The sequence below is a fragment of the Ephemeroptericola cinctiostellae genome, from assembly GCF_003339525.1.
GTDB lineage: Bacteria > Pseudomonadota > Gammaproteobacteria > Burkholderiales > Burkholderiaceae > Hydromonas > Hydromonas cinctiostellae.
Genome location: NZ_CP031124.1, coordinates 463,352 through 484,281, shown reverse-complemented (window position 1 = coordinate 484,281; position 20,930 = coordinate 463,352). Strand labels below are relative to the sequence as shown.

The 20,930-nt window shown below is 50.4% G+C and carries 18 protein-coding genes; 15 read left to right on the top strand and 3 right to left on the bottom strand.

Going from position 1 to position 20,930, the window contains the following annotated elements:
* Window positions 1–14: 14 nt before the first annotated feature.
* From DTO96_RS02345 to DTO96_RS02335, 3 genes are all read right to left on the bottom strand, one after another.
* Window positions 15–347: an ATP synthase subunit I gene (locus DTO96_RS02345; protein WP_114562029.1), complete on the bottom strand. Its 333-nt coding sequence runs from the start codon at window positions 345–347 to the stop codon at window positions 15–17.
* A gap of 189 nt (window positions 348–536) precedes the next feature.
* A complete protein-coding gene (locus DTO96_RS02340; RefSeq protein WP_114563885.1) occupies window positions 537–2,060 on the bottom strand; it encodes a YifB family Mg chelatase-like AAA ATPase in 1,524 nt (507 codons plus the stop codon).
* A 67-nt stretch (window positions 2,061–2,127) separates the two neighbouring features.
* Entirely contained in the window at window positions 2,128–2,421 is a 294-nt protein-coding gene (locus DTO96_RS02335; protein WP_114562028.1) for a hypothetical protein, read from the bottom strand.
* Between the two features lie 236 nt (window positions 2,422–2,657).
* Between DTO96_RS02335 and argS the strand changes: the two genes are divergently transcribed.
* The 15 genes from argS (at window position 2,658) to DTO96_RS02255 (ending at window position 20,912) form a co-directional block, all read left to right on the top strand.
* Window positions 2,658–4,319, top strand: coding sequence for an arginine--tRNA ligase (gene argS / locus DTO96_RS02325; RefSeq protein ID WP_114562026.1), 1,662 nt, complete (start codon window positions 2,658–2,660; stop codon window positions 4,317–4,319).
* A gap of 98 nt (window positions 4,320–4,417) precedes the next feature.
* Window positions 4,418–5,131, top strand: coding sequence for a hypothetical protein (locus DTO96_RS02320; RefSeq protein WP_114562025.1), 714 nt, complete (start codon window positions 4,418–4,420; stop codon window positions 5,129–5,131).
* Between the two features lie 51 nt (window positions 5,132–5,182).
* Window positions 5,183–5,821, top strand: a complete 639-nt coding sequence (locus DTO96_RS02315) for a thiol:disulfide interchange protein DsbA/DsbL (protein ID WP_114562024.1) — start codon at window positions 5,183–5,185, stop codon at window positions 5,819–5,821.
* Window positions 5,822–5,896: 75 nt separating this feature from the next.
* The gene (locus tag DTO96_RS02310) at window positions 5,897–6,646 is read left to right on the top strand and encodes a thiol:disulfide interchange protein DsbA/DsbL (RefSeq protein WP_114562023.1); all 750 of its coding nucleotides are present in this window, start codon (window positions 5,897–5,899) and stop codon (window positions 6,644–6,646) included.
* Between the two features lie 134 nt (window positions 6,647–6,780).
* Window positions 6,781–7,545, top strand: coding sequence for an SDR family oxidoreductase (locus DTO96_RS02305; protein WP_114563884.1), 765 nt, complete (start codon window positions 6,781–6,783; stop codon window positions 7,543–7,545).
* A gap of 148 nt (window positions 7,546–7,693) precedes the next feature.
* Entirely contained in the window at window positions 7,694–9,469 is a 1,776-nt protein-coding gene (gene aceK / locus DTO96_RS02300) for a bifunctional isocitrate dehydrogenase kinase/phosphatase (RefSeq protein ID WP_114562022.1), read from the top strand.
* Window positions 9,466–10,542: a lytic murein transglycosylase B gene (gene mltB, locus DTO96_RS02295; protein ID WP_114562021.1), complete on the top strand. Its 1,077-nt coding sequence runs from the start codon at window positions 9,466–9,468 to the stop codon at window positions 10,540–10,542. The genes aceK and mltB overlap by 4 nt, the downstream gene beginning before the upstream one ends.
* Window positions 10,543–10,871: 329 nt before the next feature.
* Window positions 10,872–11,948: a DUF2827 domain-containing protein gene (locus DTO96_RS02290; protein WP_373277805.1), complete on the top strand. Its 1,077-nt coding sequence runs from the start codon at window positions 10,872–10,874 to the stop codon at window positions 11,946–11,948.
* Window positions 11,945–13,084 (top strand): DUF2827 domain-containing protein, encoded by a 1,140-nt coding sequence (locus DTO96_RS02285; protein ID WP_114562019.1) that lies wholly within the window; start codon window positions 11,945–11,947, stop codon window positions 13,082–13,084. Before DTO96_RS02290 ends, DTO96_RS02285 begins: the two co-directional genes overlap by 4 nt.
* A 15-nt stretch (window positions 13,085–13,099) precedes the next feature.
* Entirely contained in the window at window positions 13,100–14,464 is a 1,365-nt protein-coding gene (locus tag DTO96_RS02280) for a glycosyltransferase family protein (RefSeq protein WP_114562018.1), read from the top strand.
* Between the two features lie 65 nt (window positions 14,465–14,529).
* Window positions 14,530–15,126, top strand: coding sequence for a class I SAM-dependent methyltransferase (locus DTO96_RS02275; RefSeq protein ID WP_114562017.1), 597 nt, complete (start codon window positions 14,530–14,532; stop codon window positions 15,124–15,126).
* Between the two features lie 12 nt (window positions 15,127–15,138).
* Window positions 15,139–16,284, top strand: coding sequence for a DUF2827 domain-containing protein (locus DTO96_RS02270; protein WP_114562016.1), 1,146 nt, complete (start codon window positions 15,139–15,141; stop codon window positions 16,282–16,284).
* A 65-nt stretch (window positions 16,285–16,349) separates the two neighbouring features.
* Window positions 16,350–17,864, top strand: a complete 1,515-nt coding sequence (locus tag DTO96_RS02265) for a hypothetical protein (protein ID WP_114562015.1) — start codon at window positions 16,350–16,352, stop codon at window positions 17,862–17,864.
* Between the two features lie 26 nt (window positions 17,865–17,890).
* Window positions 17,891–19,390, top strand: a complete 1,500-nt coding sequence (locus DTO96_RS02260; RefSeq protein ID WP_114562014.1) for a CgeB family protein — start codon at window positions 17,891–17,893, stop codon at window positions 19,388–19,390.
* Window positions 19,391–19,394: 4 nt separating this feature from the next.
* A complete protein-coding gene (locus DTO96_RS02255; RefSeq protein ID WP_114562013.1) occupies window positions 19,395–20,912 on the top strand; it encodes a class I SAM-dependent methyltransferase in 1,518 nt (505 codons plus the stop codon).
* The last annotated feature ends 18 nt before the right edge of the window (window positions 20,913–20,930 follow it).

The following is a 20,930-nucleotide window of genomic DNA, read 5'->3' as shown; positions in this document are numbered from 1 at the left end:
ATTATTCAACTTGTTTAATGCGTGGCGCGCAACAAACCAAAATTATGCGCTTTTAAAACCACGACCAATGCAACCCAATACGGCAAAGCTTGCACTGTGAAATCAATACGGCGCCAAACAAAAAAGCTCAACGCAAAAATCAAAGCGAGTTTAACCGCCTCTCCCAACATCAACCTTACAACTGAAGGTTTTCCATTAAACTTCAGATATAACGCAAAAACAATATTAGGCAACAACGCAACCACCGCGCCAATCACAGCCGATAAGGCCGCAGATCGACCGAACAACAACGCAATCAGTGCCACTAAAAATGCGCTGATCACCTGCATGCCGATGACAAATGCCATATATGCTCACCTTGATTTTCAAAACTTCGCAATTGTATAGGGCTTGCAGCCCACTGTCAATGCAAAAAGAGCGTCAATGCTGCGCCATACGCTGGTTTTACACACATTTGCCACAAAATAGCGGACGTCAACCCTCCGTACACTATTACGCTCGAACCCGCAAAACATCTTGATTAAAACATTTATTTTTTATGATGACATCGCCCTTCGATACTGAATGGCTTGAGCAACATGTGCCGTGCCAATCTGATCGGCGGCCTCCATGTCTGCAATTGTTCTTGCCACCCTTAAAATTCGATGGTAAATTCGTGCTGACCAGTTCAATTGAGTCATCGCACGCCCCAGTAACGCAGTGGCCGCCCCATCCAAACCACACACAAGCTCGACCGCCTTGACCGACAGGTGGGCATTGACGCACCCCTGACGTTCAATTTGTCGCTCAAATGCACGCAACACCCGCTTCGCCACGACGGCGCCAACTTCCTCCCGACCCACCGAATCCAAAGCCTCCACAGGTACAGCAGGTACTTCAACCTGCATGTCTATGCGATTCAAAAAAGGCCCCGACAAACGCGACTGATAGCGCAACACTTGATCTGGCGCACAACGACAAGCACGCGTTGAATGACCAAAGTAGCCACATGGGCACGGATTCATTGCAGCGATCAATTGAAACCTCGCTGGGAACGTTGCCTGTCGAGCCGCTCGCGAAATGTGAATTTCACCCGACTCCAAAGGCTCCCTCAACACCTCCAACACTTTTTTATCAAACTCAGGCAATTCATCCAAAAACAAAATGCCATTATGCGCCAACGAGATCTCACCTGGACGAGGAACCGCTCCCCCGCCAACCAGCGCCACAGCTGAAGCCGTATGGTGCGGGGAGCGGTAAGGGCGCTTCTTCCACAACCGAACATCAAACTGCCCAGCACTGGAAGCCACCGACGCACTCTCCATCGCCTGTAGCTCCGTCATCGGCGGCAAAATGCTTGGCAAGCGGGCCGCCAACATTGACTTACCAGTGCCTGGCGGCCCAACCATCAGCACGCTGTGACCACCCGCAGCCGCCACTTCAAGCGCACGCTTGACGGTCGCCTGACCACGAACATCCGACCAATCCACGGCCGCCATCAGGGCTTGCTCACTCCCAAACATTGTTGCATCATGTTCTGCCTGTAACTCAGGAGCGCGCAGCTTTCCACACACCCCAAGCAAAGAAGTTGCCGACCACACCCGGGCTTCCGACACCAGCGCTGCTTCCGCACAATTGACCTCAGGCAACACCACAATTGGCGGCGACTCCCCCAACAGCAGGGCTTCCTGCGTCAAACCATACACCATCGCCAAAGCACCCTGCACGGGACGCAACTCACCAGAAAGAGACAATTCTCCAGCAAATTCATAACCGTGCAAATCTTTAACTTTCAACTGGCCACTGGCAATTAAAATACCCAAGGCAATTGGCAGATCAAAACGACCTGAGGCTTTCGGCAGATCGGCCGGTGCAAGATTAACAGTGATGCGCTTGCTTGGAAATTCAAGGTTACTATTGAGAATGGCGGCACGCACACGATCCTTCGACTCCCGCACTTCCGCCTCAGGAAGGCCAACAATATTGAAAGACGGCAAACCATTGGCCAAATGCACCTCAACGGTCACCCGTGGCGCAGCCATGCCAATCAAAGCGCGAGATTTCAAAACCGCTAGGCTCATGTTGAGCTCACTTTGGCCGCGAAAAAAACACCCCTGGACTCCACACAACCCTCGTCCATCATGCCCATCAATCGTCATCCAGGGTAATCTCAATGCCCCCCAAATATTTGGCTAAAAAGTTATACAACATGGAAACACCAAGCGCGACCACAAAGATCAACAGCACATTCAGCAAAATCGCCACCAAAATATTTTCAAAATCGGCATGACTGAGCGCCGAAACAAAACCATCGGAACGGTCCCTGAACGCAGACACAACCAGCGCCGTGATGGCAATGATGGATGCAATGAGACAATATATTACGGTGAGTAAAATACTGGTGTGTAAAGGTGAAATGCGAACAATATGGCGGGTGGACATGGGGCTTATTCTGAAAGATTGTGAGCACATATGGCTGTTGTCAACATTGTGGCTCAAAAATGTCCGAATTGTGCATAAATTTTGCACTGAAATTGATGATTTTTATGAGTCAGTAGTGATTTTATGGCGTCGCGGTTATAATGCAGGCTGTTTTTCATTGCGTTTTTACAACAACTCCCAGCGAAGTGCTGTCGCAATGACCTTTTTCCTGTCTTTTGTTTTATAAAGTCTGTCTCATGTTAGCCCAAATTAAATCATCCATCACCGAGAGCTTTTCGACGGCTCTAGCCACCGTCGCTCCTGAAGCCGCAGCCAATATTTTACTGGAACGCCCGCGCGACGCATCTCATGGCGATGTGGCGTGTAACATGGCCATGCAACTCGCCAAAGGACTTAAAACCAACCCACGCGCTTTAGCTCAATCTTTGATCGATGCGTTGCCTGTCAACCCTTATATTTCTGCGGTTGAAATTGCAGGCCCAGGCTTCATGAACATCCGCTTAACCGATGCTGCCAAGCAGGCAGTGGTTCAGGTCATTTTGGACAATCCCGATGCTTATGGTTCATCCAATGCCCACACGGGTGAGCACGTCATGCTTGAATTTGTCAGTGCAAACCCAACAGGACCACTGCATGTTGGCCATGCACGACAAGCGGCACTGGGTGATATTCTGGGCAGCGTGCTGGCGACCCAAGGTTTTGATGTACACCGTGAGTTTTATTACAACGATGCGGGTGTACAAATTGCCAACCTGGCCATTTCAGTGCAAGCACGAGCCAGAGGATTGGGTGTGGACGATCCCTCCTTTCCAGAGGGTGGTTATCGCGGCGATTACATCGTTGAAATCGCACAGGCTTTTCTCGCCAAAAGCACCATCAACGATGTGACCGCAACGGCCAATGTGGATGATTTGGATGCGATTCGTGATTTCGCCGTGGCCTATTTGCGCAACGAACAAGACTTGGACTTACAAGCTTTTGGCGTGAAATTTGACCATTATTTCTTAGAGTCATCACTGTACAGCGGTGGCGACGTCGAAAACACCGTCTCACGTTTAACAGAGAAAGGCCATACCTTCGAAGAGGGTGGCGCGTTGTGGCTACGCACCACCGATTACGGCGATGACAAAGACCGCGTGATGCGCAAGACGGATGGGGGCTACACTTATTTCGTACCTGACGTCGCCTATCACGTCAACAAATGGGGGCGCGGCTTCACCAAAGTCATCAACATCCAAGGCTCGGATCACCACGGCACCATCGCCCGCGTGCGCGCAGGTGTCCAAGCGATTGATCTTGGCATTGCCCCCAACTATCCTGATTATATTTTGCACAAAATGGTCATGGTCATGAAAGATGGCGTGGAGGTGAAACTCTCAAAACGCGCAGGCTCGTATGTCACTTTGCGCGATCTGGTTGAATGGACCAGCCGCGATGCCGCTCGCTTCTTGCTGATTTCACGCAAAGCCGATACCGAATTTGTATTCGATGTGGATTTGGCCGTTTCAAAATCAGACGAAAACCCTGTGTACTACGTGCAATATGCCCACGCACGGATTTGCTCTATCCTCGAAAAGGCCGCAGTACCTTTGCAAAAAGCAGACGCCGCATCACTTGCTCCTTTGACCGCCAACAGCGAAATCAATTTGATGAAACTCATGGCAGAATACCCAGATACCCTCACTGCCGCGGCAACCGAACTGGCTCCCCACCATGTGGTGTACTACCTCAAAGACTTGGCTGGTGCCGTTCACACTTTCTGCGGTTCAAAAACTGAGCGCGTACTCACCGACGACATGGCCCTTAAAACGGCTCGCGTACATCTGCTCACAGCAGCGCGTGAGCTGCTTGCCCACGGCTTAAATTTATTGGGCGTAAGCGCGCCAAAACGCATGTAATGCGTTATGCTAATGCCGTTCATTAAAACAAACCGAGGCATGCGGGCAAGTGTGTAGCCGCAGGCGTCTTTCAGACCCCAATATTGGATGTGTTTCCCATGAAAACAAACAGCAGTCACTCCTCACTCCCGCACGGCCGCCAAGGCGGCGGTTTGATTTTAAATGTTGGCATCGGCGTCGTTTTAGGTCTTTTGGCGGCTTTACTTGCCGTATTTTTGGTTATGAAAGGTGGCCCTTTCAAAGATCACGCCAACACCAACACCATCGCCCCACAAACGGGTCAAGCCGCCGATCCCAACACCCCTTTATATGGCGCCCCCGTCCAACCGATTGACCCAGCAGCCAACAAAGCCGCCACCAACTCGGGCGGAGAAGGTGTCGGCGCATTGACGGGCAACAGCAGCATCACGGACACCACCCCAACACCTGCGGTAAAAAGCGCGACCAAAGAAACGGCCAAACCCGTTGCCACCCCCTCCTCTGACCCTGTTGCCGCCATGATCAATGCCGCAACAGGCAATAAAACAGCCATTCCGCCACCTGAGAAAAAAGCGGCGGTTAAAGCGGAGCCCGCACCCGATGCCAAGCCCGCTCCCAAGCCCACCACCAGCGACATAAAGCCAACCCCTGCCACAGACAGCAAACCGAAGGTCAACACCAGCGGCACGACAAGCAATTCGTCGACCGCAACAACAAAAACCGCCGCCGCTCCAGCCAAAGAGGTCAAACCTACACAAAAAACCACAACTAAAGCAACAACGGTCAAATCGTCCAGCCTACCCAAAGAAGTTAAACCAGCGACAGCTCCTTAACCTTAGGCATCGCAATTTTTTGCATTTTTAATCACTTTCATCACACTGAACATGACTTTTTTAAAACACCGCCTATTTGCAGCATTCGCAGCCCTTGCACTGATTGGCGTGGGAACGCCAGCACACGCCGCCGACTACTTTGCCAACGGCCAAGAAGTGGATCAAGTCGTCACGCCGGGTCGCGTCCAATCCACAGGACAAGTTGAAGCGGTTGAATTTTTCTGGTACGGCTGCCCACATTGCGCCCGCTTTGAACCCCAGCTCGAAGATTGGGTGCAGCAATTGCCAGACAACGTCGCCTTTATTCGCCTACCCGCCAGCTGGAATGACAGCATGACAGTGCAGCAACGCCTTTATTTTACATTGGCCAAGCTCAATCGTTTGGATTTGCACCCAGCGGTCTTTAAGGCCATTCACGAACAACACCAATTCTTAAACACACCCGCTCAAATTGAAAAGTGGGCAGTCGGCCAAAAAATCAATCGCAGCCAATGGCGCACCGCCTTCAACAGCGCGCAAGTCACCCAACAAGTCGACGGTGCTCAAGCGGCGTTTCAACGTTTCGAATTATCAGGCGTACCCGCCATGGTCATCAATGGCAAATACGTCATCAACTTTGTCCCCAATGTTTTGGTTCGCGCAGACGAACTCGTGCAGCAAGAGTTAAAAGCCTTGGCCGCACCGAAATAAACACAGCAGTAAACCCCTGTGGTGGAAACCATCCCCCCGTTACTTTTTTCCCGTTACGAACTTGGAACCCTCAGCATGATCTCTCATTTTAAAAAAGCCATCTGGCTGTCATCACTCGCCGCAAGTCTGGTGCTCACCGCATGCGGTAAAACCGAAACAAAACCCGCCGCCACGCCCAGCGCGCCCGCCGCCGCACAACCCTCAGCCCCCGCCGCCACACCCACGACTTACAGTGCAGCAGATTTCAAAACTGATGGGGTGACCTTGACCGAAGGTCAAAACTACAAAAAAGTGGCCGCCCCCCAGCCCGTGCAAGTGGCTGGAAAAATCGAAGTCCTTGAGTTTTTCTGGTATGGCTGCCCACACTGCAACGCCATCGAACCGATTGTTCAGGCATGGAAAAAAACCCTTGGCAATGATGTGAACTTCATCCGCATCCCCGCGTTTTGGGGCAAACCAATGGACGAGCACCAAAAGATTTTTTACGCACTCGCCAGTTTAAAGAAAAATGATGAGATGGACGGCAAAGTGTTCCACGCCTTACATGAAGAAGGCTTGGGCTTGGCAAAACCCGATTTAATCAGTGAATTCATGGTTAAAAATGGCATCGACAAAGCCGCATGGGACACCGCCTACAACTCATTTGGCGTCAACACCGAAGTCACTAAAGCCAACAGCCTATTCAAAGCCTACGGCTTAGACGGCGTACCCAGCTTTGTTGTCGATGGCAAATACATTGCAGGCACCGCCATGACAGGTGAGACACCCGCGACTTTAAAAGTGGTGAATAAGCTGATTGAGCAAGAACGCAGTGTGAAGAAATAAGCTTGGGTTGATCGACTTAACCAAACCTTATAAAAAAGCGTGCAATGCACGCTTTTTTATTGTATTTTGTGACACATCACGTGAGGCACTTCGACTTCATCGCTCACCACACCACTCAAAGGACACACAACAACATGGGACAAAAAGTATTCATCACAGGCGCATCCAGTGGTTTGGGCTTGGCCATGGCACAGCAATTTGCACAAAACGGTGCCACTTTGGCGCTGATTGGTCGCCGTGCCGATGCGCTTGAACGCGTCCGGGCGGGCTTGGTGGGCAAACATGAGGTGTATGCGCTGGATGTATGTGACGAAACAGCTTTGCATGCGGCGGCACGCGACTTCATGGACAAACACGGTGTGCCTGATGTGGTGGTCGCAGCAGCGGGGATTTCGGTGGGCACGTTATCGGAACATTTCGAAGACTTAGAACAAATTCGCCGCGTCATTCAAACCAATGTGTTCGCCCTCACCAGTACTTTTCATCCGTTCATTTCCCCCATGAAAGCAGCAGGCAAAGGGACTTTGGTGGGCATCGCCAGCGTGGCTGCGATTCGTGGCTTACCTGGCGCAGGTGCATACTGCGCGTCTAAAGCGGCGGTGGTGCAATACTGCGAAAGCTTGCGCGTTGAGCTGTATGGCTCTGGGGTTAAAGTCACCACCATTTTACCGGGTTACATCGACACCCCCATGACGCGCGAAAACCCGTACACGATGCCGTTTTTGATGCAAGCCTCCGATTTCGCTTCACGCGCGCTGGCAGCGATTGACAAACAAAAATCATACACCGTCATTCCGTGGCAAATGGGTGTGGTCGCCAAACTGTTGCGCATCTTGCCCAATGGCCTGTACGACAAAATCTTTTCAGGGCGCGAACGTAAGCCACGCGTAGGCGAGTGATGTTTTAATTCTTTGCATCCAAAAGAAACACCGAAAGAGCCCGCTCTTCCTCAGCAAAAACCGCATCATTGCATCACTTGCACCGCACCACCATCGGGCGAAGCTGGCTGTACTTCGCACTTTTTTACACCCAAATCGGGTCAACACCATGCCAGAACACAACGCTCAATCACTCGCCTCACAAATCCTCAATGGCTTTAATCGCCATTACGCGCGCTTCCGCGAATGCGCTCGCGCCGCCAAAATAGCTTTTGAAGAGGCCGATTGGCCTCAAATTCAACGTTTGTCCGCAGAACGGATCGCTTTTTACGATGAACGAGTGCGCGAAACAGCCCAATCGGTCAAGCAAGCCCACGACGTCTCACAAGAAGGTGAGGATTTTTGGCAATCGGTTAAAACCGAGTATGTCGAGCTGCTGATGGATCACCATCAGCCCGAATGTGCAGAAACGTTCTTCAATTCAGTATCGACCAAAGTGCTGGATCGTGAGTATTTCAACAATGACATGTTGTTTGTTCGCCCCGTCATTTCAACTGAATACATCGACTCCGAGTCTGCCACTTACAACAGCTACTACCCCAATCGCGACGGCTGGCCGGCAGCAGTGATGGCCATGTTCAATGATTTGGGACTGCGCCGCCCATTCACAAATCTGGCGCGAGATGTGGATGCGATCATTCAACGCTTGAGCGAAGCCACTGAAAACATGTTCGATGCCAAGCCGAACTTGCAAATTCAAGCGGTGCGCTCATTGTTTTATCGCAACAAAGGTGGATATTTACTGGGCAAAATCATCAATGGCCATTATGAGTACCCCTTTGCCATTCCTATTTTGCACGATGCCGAAGGCGGATTATGCGCCGACACCATTTTGCTCGACGGGCGTCATTTGGGCTCATTGTTCTCGTTTAACCGTGCCTATTTTATGATTGACTGCGAAGTCCCAAGTGCATTGGTGCAATTTTTACAAACGGTCTTGCCACAAAAACCAAAAGCGGAGCTGTACAGCATGATTGGGCTGCAAAAACACGGTAAAGCCTTGTTTTATCGTGATTTCAAGCACCATCAAAAACACTCCACCGATGACTTCATCCTCGCCCCAGGGATTAAGGGCTTGGTCATGTTGGTGTTCACCTTACCGTCGTACCCTTATGTGTTCAAACTCATCAAGGATGTGATTTCGCCGCCCAAAGAGGTGGACAAAGAGCTGGTTGAAAAAAAATACCAGCTGGTCAAACGCCATGACCGTGTCGGTCGCATGGCCGACACACTGGAGTTTTCCAATGTCGCTTTCCCACGCGCACGTTTCACCCAAGATTTGATCGATGAAATCGCCAAGCTTGCACCCACAGAGCTGGCCTATGAAGGCGACAACATCATCATCAAACACGTGTACATCGAACGCCGCATGATGCCGCTGAACATGTACTTGCACGACGCCTCGATTCGCGAGGACAAGCAGCGCAAAGACAACGCTGTCATTGAATATGGCAACGCCATCAAGGACATGGTTGCGGCCAACATTTTCCCTGGCGACATGCTGTTTAAGAACTTCGGTGTGACCCGTGGCGGACGTGTGGTGTTCTACGATTATGACGAAATTGAATACCTCACCGATTGTAAGTTCCGCCCCATCCCCAAATCCCGCTACGACGATGATGACATGCTCGGCGAGGTGTGGTATTCCGTGGACAAATACGATGTTTTCCCAGAAGAGTTTGAGAAATTTTTATTGACCGACCCAGAGATCAAAGCCGTCTTTATGCGTTATCATGCTGACTTACTCGATTGGAAGTACTGGCAAAGCCATCAAGAGCGCATCCGCGCGGGGCACATCGAGGATTTTTACCCGTATCCACACCACTTGCGCTTCGTTGAGCGTGGTTATGGGGCTGGTCATACTACGACGGAAACCATTTCATGAACTCGACTTTAAAAAAAACCGCCTTGGCTTTACTGATGACAACAGCGTTCTCAGGTTGCGCCACAGCTCAAAACAACAATGGCAGCAACAAAACCGCTACCGCTGCCGCCGCATCTGAATTAAAAGGCGTGAACAACTACGCGGTTCGCAGCGACGTCAAGGCCTTTGTCAAAATGATGAATGAGAAGTATGGCTATTCTCAAGACGAACTGCTCAAATCATTTGCCAACGCCGAAAAAATGGACACGGTTCTGAACCAGCTTGAGCGTGACAAGCCGAATCCAAACTTCAAGAAAAATTGGGAAGCCTATCGCAAGCGTTACATTGAACCCGTGCGCATCAAAGCCGGCGTGAATTTTTGGAACAAAAATGCCAGCATCTTGGCGCGTGCCGCTCAACAGTATGGCGTTCCCGAACACATTTTGGTCGGCATCATCGGTGTTGAAACCATTTACGGTCAATACATGGGCGACACCAATGTGTTCGACGTACTGACCACGGTTGCATTTGACTACCCACGTCGCGGCGATGAATACAAAAAATTCCTTGAAGAATACATCGTTTTAACCAAAACGAACAAGATGCCCTTGCGCTCTGTGGCAGGCTCTTACGCGGGGGCGATTGGCATCCCACAATTCATGCCCGACTCATGGCGTGACTATGGTGTGGATTTTGATGGCGACGGTAAAGTGGACTTGCGCAACAGCACCGCCGATGCCATCGGCTCTGTCGCTAACTTCCTGAAGCAAAAAGGTGGTTGGGTGCCCAATCAAGACGTGGTGTATGCGGTTAAATTTGACAATGATGAACCCAAAATCAAAGAGCTGCTTGCAAAGCCCGTTGAGCCCAGTTTAACCTATCGGCAAATCAAAGATTTTGGCGTCAGCTCTCCCGAAAATATCCGTTCAGACATCAAACTGTCATTGATTGACCTACCCAATGGCGATAAAGCCACCTCATACGTACTCGGCTCACGCAATTTTTATGCAATTACCCGCTATAACAAAAGTTACATGTATGCGATGTCTGTATACGACTTGGGTTCTGCCGTGGCCAAAGCGCGACTCAAATAAACACCTTTACCCAAAAGACGTCGCAAGCGACGTCTTTTTTATCCCCTCAAAATTTGCCCCCCACAAAAATACAACGACTTTACTGGTTTTTTTGTCAAAACTTGAATCATCTCCAGCAAATTCGATTTTTTTGCCGAGAACTACGTTGACAATGTCAACCTCATGTTAAAATAATGTACTCAATTGTTATAAGTACAGATGCACTCCGGCATAAAGACATAAACCATAGACACCTTAATTGTGCGTAACCTAAAATGACGAAAAAACTTAATATTGGTATATCCATTTTTGCAGTCAAAGATGTGAGCATCTGGGGCAATGGACTGAACATGAACTTGGCTTTCTTGGTTCAATTGTTCCGCCAAAGCCCTGATGTGGGCAAAGTGTATTTACTCAATGGCGGCGATCAGGACGTCCTCGCCACAGGCTTGGAGTTTGACAACATTGACGCGCAACTGGTGCGTCCGCAAGATGTCACACACGATTTGGACATCGTCATCGAAATGGGCGCTCAGTTGCCCGCTGAGTGGTTGCAACGCGTACACGCTCTGGGTGTCAAATTGGTGAGTTTTTTGGTTGGCCATGCTTACTGTGGCAACGCCGAAGCCGTCATTTTTGATCGCCCCTCAGGGCAAATGTTCAATGACACGCCATGGGATGAGGTTTGGACTTTGCCGCAATACATGAAAAGCTGCGCCCCCATGTTGCGCACCATCACGCGTGCCCCCGTGTTGCCTATGCCACACATTTGGTCGCCCATGTTTTTAGATAAACGCATCAAAACATTCGCCGATCAAGGCCAGACGTTTGGTTTCAAACCGCACGATGACCTCAAAAACCCACGCGCATGGCGTGCAGCCATTTTTGAGCCCAACATTTCTGTGGCAAAAAATTGCGTCATCGCCATGCTGGCATGTGAGGCCGCATATCGACTGAACAAACAATCATTGGCTTTGATGATGGTGATGAACTCATATCACATGAAAGAACATCAAACCTTCAACCGTTTTGCCCTGCACTTGGATCTGACCCGTGACAACAAAGCCAGCTACGAGCCCCGCATGGGGTTTGTGGATGGCATGATCAACCATCAGATTGACGTGGTGGTGTCTCACCAATGGGAAAATGCGCAAAACTACCTGTATTACGATGCCCTGTATGGCGGTTTCCCGTTGGTGCACAACTCACCTTTCCTGCACAAGGACAAGCTTGGCTTCTATTATCCAGAATTTGATGCCCGCATTGGCGGTGAACAGTTGGTCAATGCATGGCAGCAAGACGCCGCCTTTTGGGGCGACTACCGCAGCCGCTCCAATGCCTTCTTAACAACATTGTTGCCTACAGACGACAACAATGTCGAAGCATTTATGCACAGGGTCAAACATTTAACAGGAGCGAGCGCATGAGTTCAACCTCAAAAAAATCTCAACGTAAACTCCGGGTCGGTGTCACCATTCATGTGCGCGATGGATTCCAATCGGTTTGGGAAAACGGCATTTTTCAAAATTGTGCTTTTTTGGTTCAAATTTTAAATTTGTCACCTGAAGTGGAACAAGCCTATTTGGTCAACCCCGCAGGCATCCGCCCAAATGATGCCATGATGTTGGATGACCTTGGTTTACCCATCATCAGTTTAGATCAATCGATGGAACTGCTTGATGTGATCATTGAAATGAGCGCGATGCTGGATGACAACTGGGTGCGTGCATTCAAGGAAAAAGGCGGAAAATATGCATGGATGCGTGTCGGCAACGATTATGTGATTGACATTGAACGCGCCATGTTTGACAAACCACCGGCCGCATTGTGTAACGACAAACCGTACGATGCCGTATGGACGATTCCCGAGTATGAGGTCAGTTGCAAAGATTATTTCGGCTTGACCACCCGTGCGCCAGTGAAGTTTATGCCGCATTTATGGACCCCCTTGTTCTTTGAAAAAGGCATCGCCACACTGCCTGCGGATAAGCATTATGGCTACGAGCCGGGCAAACCGCGCTGGCGCGTATGCGCCTTTGAGCCCAATGTGTGCATGGTTAAAACCTCATACATCCCCATGCTGAGTATTGAAGAAGCTTACCGAGAAAAACCCGAGTTTTTAGAACACGTGCGTTTGCTCAACACCTTGCACATGAAAGACAATGGCAAGTTCATCGGCATGGCGCGTCGTTTGAACATGGTCAATCATGGTTTGTGCAGCTTTGAAGGTCGCTTTGCCGTGTATGAATACATGGCTCACTTTGGCGACTGCATCTTCTCACACCACTGGGAAAATGGTCAAAACTACCTCTATTATGAAGCGCTGTATGGCGGCTACCCGCTGATTCACAACTCAACCTTCATCAAAGATTATGGTTATTACTACCCAGAGTTCGACACCCAAGCAGGCGGCAAAGCCCTTTTGGAGGCTTATGCAACCCATGACTTGCGCCTCGATGATTACAAGCGCGATGCAAAGAAAATGCTGTACACATTGGATGTGAATAATCCTGACAACATCGCCATTTACACCCGAGAATTACTCAATTTATACGCACATTAATTTTTGGAACATCACATGACCAAAGTCATCAGTTTTTTTGAGCGCATGGACGAAGATGTACTGCGCAACCACCAGCACTATTGTCGCCTCATGGGTTACACCCACGAATGGGTTGAATCTGCTTTTCTATCACACGAAAAGCTGCGCACGGCGTACAAATACAATGTGTTGCTTGACCAGCTCAAGTCAAGCCAAGACAATGAATTGGTATTGATGTTGGATGCGCACGGTGCCATCATGCACCCATTGCCACTTGAACAACTCATGGCAGGGATGGACAGCCTGATCATCAGCGGCCCGACTGAAGTCAATAAACCAGAAATCGTGTACAACAACATGGTCATTGTGCGCAATACGGACGCCGTTCGACAAACGCTGTTTGAAATGCTCATGGCATTACACGGTCGATTGGCTGGGCAAGATGAATACGGTGCTGAAGAGGAGTTGCTGCTAAAGAAACTCAATGTCATGGCCTCCAACACCATATTTGGCGACGTCCACCTTAACTTGAGCTGGCGCATCACCACCTGGGCGCAAAGCAAAATTTTTGTCGTCTTTTTAGGATCACCCGCCTCATTTGACGACAACGGCCACATCACACGCAATGCTTTGCATCAACTCATCCATGATGCCAATTTGGAGCGCCTGTTGGTCAAACAGATCAATGGTCATTTCATTGAGGGCAAACCTTTACTGGAAACGCCGAACTACCCTGCCATTTCCGAGGATGCCGTCAGTCATTTCAACCCAAACAGCAAAATCGCTCTGGTCACACTTTACACGCACCACATCAACACTTACGCCCGCGTATCAGAGCACAATGTCAAGCGTTATTGTGATCGACATGGCTACGCCTATCACGTGTATCGTGGCATCCCCAGCGAACTTGATCCCGCCCTCAACGGCACATGGGTTAAAAGTTGGCTGCTGAAAAAACACATCAGTGATCACGAGTGGATCATCTGGGTGGATGCCGATGTGATGTTCCGCAACCAATCCATCACCCTGGAAAGCATCCTCGAAGGACGCGACCTGCTGTTCGCCAAAGACCTTTGCGCATGGCCGATCAACGCGGGGATCATGGGTTTTAGAAACACGCCTGAGAACATTGAATTGGTCGCACGCATATGGCAACGCATGCTTGAAGTGAATGACAAATCAACCGTATACAGCGATCAAGGTGACCAACACCACACCATCAAAGAGCTGTACGAGTCGAACCTCATCAATGAAAAAAACATCACCAATGGTTTAACCATCAACACTTCGCCACCCATGTCAGGTCCCGACACATTGCTGACCCATTATGTGGGCTGGGGCGAGCCCTACCGCTCCATTTACATGGCACACCATGATGTGGAATCTCAACGTCGAGGTTAAAGGCATCCGCCAACGCCATACACCAATCGATCAATCATGCACGATCGCCATTTTTTGGAGAAAATATGAGTTTCCCGCGCAATTTACAAATCGGTGCAGGCACCAAATTTAAAGAAGACTTTCTCAACATCGACATCAACAAGTCGCGTAAAGTTGACATGATCATGGACATCGCCGCACCATTGCCGTTGGATGCACCGGTCATGACCGAGCGTTTTGGTGAAATTCAACTGTCGCATGGGTGTTTCGACTACATATTGTCCGAGCATGTGTTTGAGCACGTACCCAACCTCGTTGCGGCCATGACCAACTGCCTGAATTTACTTTCGGATGGTGGCGTCATTGAAATTGAAGTGCCGTATGACTTGTCGTTTGGTGCATGGATGGATCCCACCCATGTGCGTGCTTTCAACGAGTTGTCATGGTTTTACTACTGCGAAGAGGCATGGTATTTGAACTGGCGCACACACCGTTTTGACATGATTTACCATGAGTTTTTTGTTGACTCTGAGTATGGCAAAGGCATTTTGGCTCAGCACAACGGTGACATCAATGCCGTGCGCCCCATGCCGCGCGTGGTCGAGCGCATCCGCGTCAAACTCAAAAAACGCCCATACACCCCTGAAGAGTTGATCGCCAATCAGGCCAAAGCCATTGATTAAGAAATCGCCAACATGCCTTCTTTAGCACCCCGCTCTCTGCGCATTGGCGTGACCATTGGCTTGCGCGAAGCCAATGAATCCTTGTGGAACAATGGCATCAAACAAAACGCCGTATTTTTAACCGAGGCATTGAAACATTGTCCCAGTGTGCAATCGGTGTGTTTGGTCAACACAACAGAGATTGCCATCACGTCAGAGCTGCCTTGGGACTTAAACCGCTGGCCCACCAAAAGCTTTGAGGATGCCAAAGACCACTTGGACATTTTGATTGAGCTGGGTGGGCAAATCAGCGCTGATCAAACCGATGACATCAAATCACGTGGCACACGTTTGATTTCTTATTGCTGCACGGTTGAATACATTTTGGCGATGGAATCGGTGCTGTTCGGTCGCCCCTTGTGGGGCAGCAACCTGTTCATCAATAAACGGTATGATGCGGTGTGGATGATTCCACAAGTCGCCGACATCAGCAAATCCTACTTCTCAACCCTGCGTCGCTGTGAAGCCAGTGTGGTGCCTTTTGTGTGGGATCCCGTGTTTGTGCAAAGCCGCAGCGCATCGTTCAAACACAATGGCGAATACCGCCCGCGTGGGGTCAAAGGTCGCCGTTTATCGATCATGGAGCCCAACTATGATGTGGTCAAATATTGCTTTTACCCCACGTTGATTGCTGAAGAAGCCTATCGACTACGCCCAGATGACATCGAGATCATGCACGTCACCAATGCAGATCACTTGGCACACAACAGCAAAGAATTTGTCGCCCTGATGTTGCAATTGGACATTGTTCAAAACAGCAAAGCGGTGTTTTTAGGGCGTTACGAAACCCCGCTGTTCCTCGCGGAGATGACCGATGTGGTGATTTCGCATCAATGGGGTAACCCATTGAATTATTTCTATTTTGATGTGTGTTGGCAAGGCTATCCACTGGTTCACAATGCCGAGCAATGTGCTGATTTGGGTTATTTTTATCAAGGCAATGATGCAACACTGGGCGCACAAGCGCTGATCAAGGCTTTTGATGAACACGATGCTGATTGGCAAACTTATCTGCACAAGCAGCGCCAGATTCTCAGCCGCTACATGCCTGGCAATGCGGACATCACGGCGCAATACGATGCTTTATTGACCGCCATCATGGCTCAGGCCATTGTCTGATAGGGATCACCTGTTGCAACGCCTCACCATTGGCTCATCCATTTCACATAAAAGATAGATTGTCCATGACCGCACCGAAGTTTCACGTCACCGCCACCTTCAATGGCATTTACAGCTTTTATGAATGCCTGTTGTTCATCGTCAACGGCATCCATTCGCTTGGCTATGACGTGACGTATGCGGACAATCGACTCGATCCTGATCGCATCAATGTGGTGTTGGGTTCATATTCGGAATTGAGCCACCTCAACAGTTGGAAACGTTTGTCGCAAGAGGCCGAGCACATCATCATTTACAACTGGGAACAGGTTGCAATCGATGTGCCGTGGTTCACCCAACGCTATTTCCGTCAAATGACCCATGCACATGTGTGGGACTACAACCTAAACAACATAGCCGCCCTCAAACAAGCGGGCATTCATGACATTCACCATGTGCCCATGTCGTTTGTGCCCGAAATGTGCCTCGTACCGAAAGTCGAAGTGCAAGATATTGATGTATTGTTTTATGGCGTGACCAACCCTCGCCGCATGGCTGCGCTTGAAGCCATTCGCGCCAAAGGTTTAAATGTGGTGTCAACAGCGGATCGCGGCTGGATGGCGGGCAAAGAACGCGACGAGTTACTGGCGCGCTCAAAAGTCGTATTGAACATGCATTTTTTTGATGTCGCTCGCGTATTTGAAATCGCCCGTGTGTCGTACTTACTGGCCAACAGCAAAGCGGTGGTGTCTGAAATTGCACCCATGACCGACATTGATGATGACATTCGCGCCTCGGTGCTGGGCGGCTCGATCGACCAACTGCCACAATTGTGTTGGGAGCTGGTCAACGACGATGCACGACGGCATGCAATGGAACGCCAAGGCTTTGAGTTATTCTCTCAGCGCAATGCTGCGGCCGTGATGAAACCTGCGATTGATCGCTACTTGGCACAACTCACCAGCCAGCCACCACGCTTGGGCAACCCCGATACTCACAGCACGGAGTTACCAAAAACATTGCACATTGGTGCAGGCACCGCTTGGAATTTCACGTATTGCAACATCGATGCGAATGCCCAATTCGCACCTGATTTACCCATCGACATCAGTCAGCCCATCCCGTTTGATCAAAAATTGTACTCTTGGCGTTATGGCCACACGGCTTTGAAACGGGGTCATTTTGAGAAAATCATTGCAAAACATGTTTTCCAACAAGTGCCTAACCTCAAACAAGCCTTGACCAACTGCCTCGATTTGCTCGCCGATGGCGGTACGGTTGACATCGTTGTGCCGTTGGACATGTCACTGGACAGTTGGTCAAGTCCAGAGGATCGCCGTGCCTTCAATGAAAAAACATGGGGTCGCATCATCGACGACTGGTGGCAATATGGTTGGCTCACCCACCGCTTTGAAATCGCTGAAACAGGCTTTGGCCTGCACAACGAACATGGCATGCATGTATTGAACGACAATGGGCACAACTGGGAGGCCGCCATGCGATCACCTCGCGCCATTGACAGCATGACCATTGTTTTACGTAAACGCGCGCTCACTTTAGAAGAGTCTGCGCAATTGCCGCAAGTGCGCTTTTTAGATTAACACCAAAGGATGCCAACAGTCACGCCATGCAAACACAGCCAAAAATTTTTCTCACCACCATCACGGCGCACGATGCTTTCACCGATTGCATCCTGACCTGCCAACAAGGTCTGAGCGCACTCGGCTATGAGGTGCATTACCAAAAAGGCATGCTGTTTCATGGTGACTTAAATATTTTGTTTTGCTCGCAACTGTTGACGTGGAAAACCATCCGTCAAGCCACCGATCAAACCATCATTTACAATTGGGAACCCGCATCTGCGGACATCGGTCGTTTCGTCCCAGGGTATTTGCGTCAAATGACCCACAGCCATGTGTGGGATTACAACGAAGGCAATGTGCAGCAGCTCAAAGCGGCGGGTGTACAAGACATCCATCACGTGCCCATGGGCTATGTCGATGACATGCGCCGCGTGCCCGTTGCGGCCATGCAGGACATTGATGTGCTGTTTTACGGTGAAATCAATGGGCGTCGCCAAACCATCATCGAGGCCATTCGTGCCAAAGGGCTGCATGTGCTCACCTCAAATGACACGGGGCGCATGACGGGCGAACAACGCGATCAGTACATTGCACGTGCCAAAGTGGTGCTCAACATTCATTTACTCGATGAAATTAAAGTCTTTGAAATCGCCCGCGTGGGTTACTTGCTCGCCAATAAAAAAGCCGTTGTGTCGGAGCTGTCAGAGCTGACTGCCATTGAAAGCGACATCCGTGAGGCCGTGGCGCACGGCCATGTCGATGACTTGCCACAGCTGTGCTGGGATTTGGTGCATGACGACGATCGCCGCCATGCTTTGGAGCAAAAAGGCTTCGATATTTTTTCAAAGCGCCAAGCACGAGACATCCTCAAACCCGCGATTGAGCGTTATTTTGCGCAACACAATCAGACGCCGCGGCTGATTGGCAATCAACCGAACGTCAACACCCCTGTTCCCAAAACATTGTTGATCAGCCCCGGCATGTTTTGGAAATTCACGTGCTGCAACATCGATGCCCGCGCCGACTTTGCCCCTGATTTGCCTTTGGACATTTCAAAGCCACTGCCTCTGGGCGAAACGATGCATTCATGGCGCTTTGGGCACGTGATTTGCGAAGCCAACTATTTCACCACCATCGTTGCCAACAATGTATTTCAACGTGTGGACGACCTTGAGCTCACACTCACGAATTGCTTGACCTTGCTCGAAGATGGCGGTACGCTTAAAATCACCATTCCACTGGATTTATCACATGGTGCATGGACACACATGGATGACAAACGCGCGTTCAATGAGCACACATGGACGCGCATCATCGACAATTGGTGGTGCTACCGTTGGCATACGCATCGCTTTGAATTGGTTGAAACCGCAGTCAGTTTTTACAATGCCGAAGCCAGCGCATTCATTGCCGAACACAACAACGATTGGAACATCGCCCTGCGCACCCCACGCATGATGGATTTGCAAAACATCACCCTGCGCAAGCGCGCACTGACCGCGGAAGAAATGAACATGTTGCCTCAAACACGCTTTTTGGACTGACACCATGATGATCGCCCCACCTGTCCACATCACCGCCCTCTCAAGCGGCGAAGACTCCTTTTCCGAACGCATGTTGCTCCTCACCCACGGCATCCGCTCGCTGGGCTACGACGTGACATCCGCCCATGCGCTGCTCAACCCAAATGCCATCAACATCGTGCTCGGCTCGCACAGCTCCGCTGACCCATTGAACAGCTGGACTCGCCTCTCTCAACTCGCCTCAGACATCATCATTTACAACTGGGAGTTGGCCGCCAACGAGGCCACATGCTTCAACCAACGTTATGTGCGACAAATGATCCACACCCATGTGTGGGACGCCCATTTGAACAATGTCCACGCGCTCAGGCATGCGGGCGTGCATGACATTCATCACGTGCCCATGGCTTATGTCGCGGACATGCACCACGTGCCAACGGTTGCAGAACAAGACATCGACGTGCTGCTCTATGGCGTCATGCGCCCACGCCACCAAACCACGGTGGATGCGTTGCGAGCAAAGGGTCTGAACGTTCAGATCGCCGAGCAAACAGGATGGACCAATCAAGGGCTGGATGCACTCATCGCCCGCAGCAAAATCATACTGAACATGCACCGCTCCGATTCAGCCAAGGCCATTGAAACATCCCACATGGCCTACCCTTTGGTTCATCGTAAAGTGGTGATTGCCGAAACCTTCTCGGAAACAGACATGGATGACGACATCTGTGCGGCCGTTCTTTACGGCCACACGGAACAATTGCCGCAGCTGTGTTGGGACTTGGCACACGACGATGCCCGCCGCCATGAGCTGGAGCGCAATGGTTTTGAGCTGTTCTCACAACACAGTGCAGCGCGCACCTTAATAAAACCCGCGATTGAACGCTACTTGGCTCAGTCCAAACTCACACCGCCCGAAATCGGCAACTTGATCAACCACAGCGTCGCATTGCCCACCACTTTGCAACTGGGCGCTGGCGAAGCTTGGCATTACAGTTACTGTAACGTGGATGCCCGTGCCGACTTTGCCCCCGACTTACCAATCGACATCGGCGCCCCACTGCCCTTTGGACAATCATTGAACTCATGGCGGTTTGGCCAAACCATGCTTGAACCTGCTTATTTTGATAAAATCATCGCCAAAGATGTCTTTCAGCGCGTCAAGGATTTTAAGCAAAGTTTAAAAAATTGCTTGGATTTGCTCAAAGATGGTGGCACGCTGCACATCAGCGTACCACTTGATTTATCGTATGATGCCTGGTCTCACATCGACGATCGCCGCGCATTCAATGACACCACATGGGAACACATCGTCAATGATTTTTGGCTGTATGGGTTCAACACCCACCGCTTTGACATCATCGAGACGGGATACGGTGTCAACAATGCCTACGGTGTGGCGGTGTTAACCGACAATGGCGGCGATTGGCTTGCCGGACGACGCACCCCGCGCGTGGTGGATCGCCAAAACCTCGTGTTGCGTAAACGGCCGCTGAACGAAGAAGACCAAGGATTTTTGCTACAACCCCGTTTCATGGATTAAACGCAATCGCCACACACC

What these genes read in the sequence shown, in the direction of transcription:
- DTO96_RS02345 (WP_114562029.1), bottom strand. Translation starts at nt 347, where the DNA reads ATGGCATTTGTCATCGGCATGCAGGTGATCAGCGCATTTTTAGTGGCA.
- DTO96_RS02340 (WP_114563885.1), bottom strand. Translation starts at nt 2,060, where the DNA reads ATGAGCCTAGCGGTTTTGAAATCTCGCGCTTTGATTGGCATGGCTGCG.
- DTO96_RS02335 (WP_114562028.1), bottom strand. Translation starts at nt 2,421, where the DNA reads ATGTCCACCCGCCATATTGTTCGCATTTCACCTTTACACACCAGTATT.
- argS (WP_114562026.1), top strand. Translation starts at nt 2,658, where the DNA reads ATGTTAGCCCAAATTAAATCATCCATCACCGAGAGCTTTTCGACGGCT.
- DTO96_RS02320 (WP_114562025.1), top strand. Translation starts at nt 4,418, where the DNA reads ATGAAAACAAACAGCAGTCACTCCTCACTCCCGCACGGCCGCCAAGGC.
- DTO96_RS02315 (WP_114562024.1), top strand. Translation starts at nt 5,183, where the DNA reads ATGACTTTTTTAAAACACCGCCTATTTGCAGCATTCGCAGCCCTTGCA.
- DTO96_RS02310 (WP_114562023.1), top strand. Translation starts at nt 5,897, where the DNA reads ATGATCTCTCATTTTAAAAAAGCCATCTGGCTGTCATCACTCGCCGCA.
- DTO96_RS02305 (WP_114563884.1), top strand. Translation starts at nt 6,781, where the DNA reads ATGGGACAAAAAGTATTCATCACAGGCGCATCCAGTGGTTTGGGCTTG.
- aceK (WP_114562022.1), top strand. Translation starts at nt 7,694, where the DNA reads ATGCCAGAACACAACGCTCAATCACTCGCCTCACAAATCCTCAATGGC.
- mltB (WP_114562021.1), top strand. Translation starts at nt 9,466, where the DNA reads ATGAACTCGACTTTAAAAAAAACCGCCTTGGCTTTACTGATGACAACA.
- DTO96_RS02290 (WP_373277805.1), top strand. Translation starts at nt 10,872, where the DNA reads ATGAACTTGGCTTTCTTGGTTCAATTGTTCCGCCAAAGCCCTGATGTG.
- DTO96_RS02285 (WP_114562019.1), top strand. Translation starts at nt 11,945, where the DNA reads ATGAGTTCAACCTCAAAAAAATCTCAACGTAAACTCCGGGTCGGTGTC.
- DTO96_RS02280 (WP_114562018.1), top strand. Translation starts at nt 13,100, where the DNA reads ATGACCAAAGTCATCAGTTTTTTTGAGCGCATGGACGAAGATGTACTG.
- DTO96_RS02275 (WP_114562017.1), top strand. Translation starts at nt 14,530, where the DNA reads ATGAGTTTCCCGCGCAATTTACAAATCGGTGCAGGCACCAAATTTAAA.
- DTO96_RS02270 (WP_114562016.1), top strand. Translation starts at nt 15,139, where the DNA reads ATGCCTTCTTTAGCACCCCGCTCTCTGCGCATTGGCGTGACCATTGGC.
- DTO96_RS02265 (WP_114562015.1), top strand. Translation starts at nt 16,350, where the DNA reads ATGACCGCACCGAAGTTTCACGTCACCGCCACCTTCAATGGCATTTAC.
- DTO96_RS02260 (WP_114562014.1), top strand. Translation starts at nt 17,891, where the DNA reads ATGCAAACACAGCCAAAAATTTTTCTCACCACCATCACGGCGCACGAT.
- DTO96_RS02255 (WP_114562013.1), top strand. Translation starts at nt 19,395, where the DNA reads ATGATGATCGCCCCACCTGTCCACATCACCGCCCTCTCAAGCGGCGAA.